Here is a 4,585-nt window from a genome sequence, read left to right as displayed (position 1 = left end):
AGATATAATGCATTATCATACTATTGATTTAAAACATTACTTAAGTGTACCTTTTGCAAAAAAAAAGGGTGTAGCAGTGGGTTATGTGCATTTTTTACCGGAAACAATTGAAGGAAGTATAAAATTACCTAGTTTGATTAAAAAAATTTTTTATAAATATATTATAAGTTTTTACAACAGTATGGATTATTTAGTTACGGTAAATCCTAACTTTATAAGTAAACTTGAAGCTTATAATATTGATAGGAAGAAAATAACGTACATTCCAAATTTCGTTTCAGAGGAGAAATTTTATAATCTTTCAATTGAGGATAAGTATAAAGCTAAGGAAAAATTGAAGATTGTAAAGGACGCCTTTGTTGTGCTTGGAGTAGGTCAAATACAAACTCGAAAAGGGGTTATGGATTTTATAGATATTGCAAAAAAAATGCCTGAAGTCCAATTTGTTTGGGCAGGTGGATTTTCCTTTGGAAATATCACAGATGGGTACAAGGAATTAAAGTATCAAATAGAAAATGCACCTAAAAATATTTTATTCACAGGAATAGTTGAAAGAGATTTGATGAATGATATATATAATGTGTCAAATGTTCTTTTTATGCCATCTTACAACGAGCTTTTTCCTATGTCGATTCTTGAGGCTATGAATACTTATACGCCAATATTATTAAGAGATTTAGAGCTATATGAGGATATATTGTTTGATTATTACCTAAAAGAACATGATAATGAAGGTTTTATTAGTGCTTTAGAAAAATTAAAAAGCGATTCTGTATATTATAAACAGGCTGAAGAAAAAGCGATAAGAGGGCACAACTTTTATTCTAGAGAGAATGTGCTTGATATGTGGAGAAAATTTTATAAAAAGATATGTGCCGTAAAGGTTAGGTAAGAGGTTAATGAAAAATTATAAATTTAATTTAATACTAGGGATATCATCCGGAGTTATATTTATTTTGCTTATTGTATTCACAAATGGATGGATGGATTTAATACATCAAATAAATAATTTGCAAATTGAGTGGTTAATTGCAGCAGCACTTGCTATGTTTTTATATTGGGTTTTTGAAGCTAAAACCTTGCAAAGTGTTATATTTTTAATAAAGAAAGATTATAAATTTAAAGAGGCATTTAATGTTACTATGACAGGACAATATTTCAACGCTATTACTCCCTTCGCATCGGGGGGGCAGCCAATGCAATTATATACATTAACAAAACAAGAATTAGGATATGGCAGCGCTGGTTCAGCACTTATGATTAAGTTTATTATATACCAAACAATATTAACTATATATTCCTTGATTCTTATACTTTGGAAGGCACCTTTTTTTAAAAGTAAAATGAGTAACTTATTTTACTTAATATCGATAGGATTTACAGTTAATGCTAGTGTAATTTTATGTTTAATTATATTTTCAAAACATAGAAAATTAACACATAAAATAATCATGTTTTTATCTAAAATATTAACTAAATTTAAAATGGTAAAAGATATAGCAAAAATGGAAAATCGTATTAATGACAATTTAGAAAAATTTCATGACAATATGGAGATAGTAAAACATAGCAAAGTATTGATGATAAAAGCTGTTATGTATACAATATGTCAACTGACAATATATTTTAGTATTCCTTATTTTATTTATCTTAGTTTTGGAATGAGAGGAGCTAGCATAGGTAGTATGATAGCTGGAACTGCATTTGTAATTATGCTAACAGCGTTTATACCATTACCTGGAGCTATTTGCGCAGCGGAAGGCGCATTCTTCATGTTTTTCACTTTGTTTTTTCTATCTAATAATATAATGGCAGCTATACTATTATGGAGGGTAATAACATTTTATTCCTGTATAATTTTTGGATTTTATGCCGTTATGAAGAATTAATCGAAAATAATAAGGAAATTATAGTATTTAAAGGGGAATTGATTATGAATATTGGAATTTTTACTGATGCTTATTATCCACAAGTAAGTGGAGTAGTTACTTCTACTATGATATTAAAAAATGAGTTATGCAAACTTGGGCATAATGTAAGTATTATAACAGTTACACATCCAGAGGGAGAGGAACAGGAAAGTATTATTAGATTGCCTAGTTTACCATTTTTTCTTTTATCATCGCAAAGGGTTGGGATGATATATTCACATAAAATTATGAATAAGATAAAAAAATTAGATTTAGACATAATACACACACAAACAGAATTTAGTATAGGCCTGTTTGGAAGAATAGTTGCTAGGAAATTGGATATTCCTGTAGTTCACACGTATCATACTATGTACGAGGACTATATACATTATGTATCCCGCGGTATAATGCTTAAACCAGCTTCTGAATTTGCTAAAAAAGCAAGTAAATTATATTGTAGAGATTGTAGTGCTATTATAGTACCTACTTTAAAGGTTAAAGATGCGCTTAAGAATTATGGGTTAACAAGACATATAGATGTAATACCAACAGGAGTTAATATTGAACCCTTCCAAAAAAGTAATTATGACGAAAATCTTATTAATGAAGAGAAGAGATCTTTTGGAATAAGTGAAAGCCAACCAGTTGTACTATTCATTGGGCGCATAGCAAAAGAAAAAAGCGTAGATATAATTATAAGAAGTATGAAAGAGCTAATTTATAAAATACCAGACTGTAAACTTTTAATTGTAGGTGGCGGACCAGAACGTGAGAATTTAGAAGTTTTAGCTAAGGAGCTTGGTATTGGAAAATCTGTAGTATTTGCCGGTGAAAGACCTTACGCCAATATTGGGAAGTATTATCAAATGGGAGATGTGTTTGTAGGTGCATCATTAACTGAAACACAAGGATTAACATTCGTGGAGGCTATGGCATCGCAAATTCCTGTGGTAGCTAAATACGATAAGAATCTAGATGGGACAATTAGGGATAAATTTAATGGAAGATTTTTTTATAAAGATGAAAATTTAACTGATATATTATATGAAACTTTAATGCATAAAGAGGTGTCAGACATAATGGTTAAAAACGCTTATGATGGAATAGAGGCCTTATCCTCGACGTGTTTTGCCGAAAATGTTGAGAAGGTTTATATGGAAGTAGAGAAACAAACTTATATGTTACAAAATCAAAAGGTAACATAATTAAATTATATGAATAAAAAATAATGATTGGTAATATACTCTTTTTTATAATATAATATACTAAACAGACAAAACAAAAGAGGTTTTTTGTTTAAATATTCAAAAAGCCACTTTAATATGAGGGGATGTAGCTCAGCTGGGAGAGTACTTGGATGGCATTCAAGGGGTCGTGGGTTCGAGTCCCATTATCTCCACCAAAAAAACTCGCTGTATAGCGAGTTTTTTTAATACAGAGGATTATTTAAACATTTGGGGGTAAAATATGACCACACAGGTAATTATTGTACTTATTCTTTCGTTTATTATTTCAGTTATAGCAACACTAGCATACGCTGTAAGAATTGTAGGAGTAAGAACAAGGAGAATAGCGGTTTCGTTTGCAGTGTTTAATATTTTTGCATTGGTATCTAGGACCGCATATACAATCCAAGGACCGTTATTAAGTAAGACTATTGAAAATAGAATAATACAGGGTACAGCAAGCAATATGTTAGGTACTTTTAGATGGATTTTAGTTGCACAAACCATAGCAACAATTACAGGGGCTCTTTTAATTCCAACGTTTATAAAGGTTTTTAGAAGGGCAGTGGAATCTTTTAGTACTCACCGTTCTATGCCTAAACTTTTATTACATGGGTTTTCTAAATCAGGGATAGAACAATTTAAGAAGAGTATTACTAGTCCTCAAAAAGAAAATTTCAAACAATTGAAGAGCCTTAGAAAAATACCTAAAAAAATAATAGGTCTAAATTTTATAGCCTTTTCAATTTCAACTGTAAGTGTTTTAGCATCTTTATATGCTGGATGTTTAAATCCAGCGTTAAGAAATACTTGCGTTACATTATCTTCTGTTATAAATGGAGGAGCAACATTAATACTATTTATATTTGTGGATCCATATGTTTCTATGTTAACTGATGATGTTATAAGGGGAGAATGTTTGGAGATAGAATTTGATAGATGTATTATTTTTATTGTAGGTGCATTAATAGCAGGTACTATCTTAGCTCAATTATTATTAGTTCCAGCGGCAAAAATAATAGGATTTATTGCAACAAGTATCTAGTAAACATATATTTATCTTATATATGTTTTTTGATATAATGAAATAAATACAAAAGAAATGGAGTGAAGTGAAATGAAAATACTTTATTATGACTGTTTTTCAGGTATTAGTGGAGATATGAATTTAGGAGCATTAATAGACCTCGGTATAGAAGAGAAATATTTAATAGAAGAATTAAAAAAATTAAATCTAAATGGATATGAAATAAAAGTGTCAAGAGGAATTAGAAAAGGTATAGAGGGCACTAAAGTGGATGTAGTTTTACAAGAGCATAATCACACTCATAATCATGCTGAGAATGAAGGCGTGCATTCTCATGAACATATGAGTAAGGATCATAGTCATCATGAACATAGAAATCTTAAAGATATTAAGAAAATTATAGAAGACAGTAAGCTCAG

At 29.9% G+C, this 4,585-nt stretch carries 5 protein-coding genes and 1 tRNA gene; all 6 read left to right on the top strand.

Translation table 11 applies throughout. From position 1 onward, the window contains the following. A partial coding sequence (locus ACJAX4_RS22300; protein ID WP_435791639.1) for a glycosyltransferase family 4 protein occupies positions 1–892 on the top strand: 892 nt, incomplete at its 5' end. 7 nt (positions 893–899) lie between these two features. Then, the gene (locus tag ACJAX4_RS22295; RefSeq protein WP_435791638.1) at positions 900–1,889 is read left to right on the top strand and encodes a lysylphosphatidylglycerol synthase transmembrane domain-containing protein; all 990 of its coding nucleotides are present in this window, start codon (positions 900–902) and stop codon (positions 1,887–1,889) included. Between the two features lie 44 nt (positions 1,890–1,933). Beyond that, positions 1,934–3,118, top strand: coding sequence for a glycosyltransferase family 4 protein (locus ACJAX4_RS22290; RefSeq protein WP_435791637.1), 1,185 nt, complete (start codon positions 1,934–1,936; stop codon positions 3,116–3,118). Between the two features lie 121 nt (positions 3,119–3,239). Then, positions 3,240–3,315: transfer RNA gene (locus tag ACJAX4_RS22285), tRNA-Ala, on the top strand. Positions 3,316–3,380: 65 nt separating this feature from the next. Further along, positions 3,381–4,184, top strand: coding sequence for a lipid II flippase Amj family protein (locus ACJAX4_RS22280; protein ID WP_435791636.1), 804 nt, complete (start codon positions 3,381–3,383; stop codon positions 4,182–4,184). 72 nt (positions 4,185–4,256) lie between these two features. Continuing rightward, on the top strand, positions 4,257–4,585 hold a 329-nt coding region (gene larC / locus ACJAX4_RS22275; protein ID WP_435791635.1), incomplete at its 3' end, for a nickel insertion protein.

The organism is Clostridium sp. (genome assembly GCF_051278035.1).
Taxonomy (GTDB): domain Bacteria; phylum Bacillota; class Clostridia; order Clostridiales; family Clostridiaceae; genus Clostridium_AD.
This window is presented reverse-complemented; position numbering and strand designations above follow the sequence as displayed.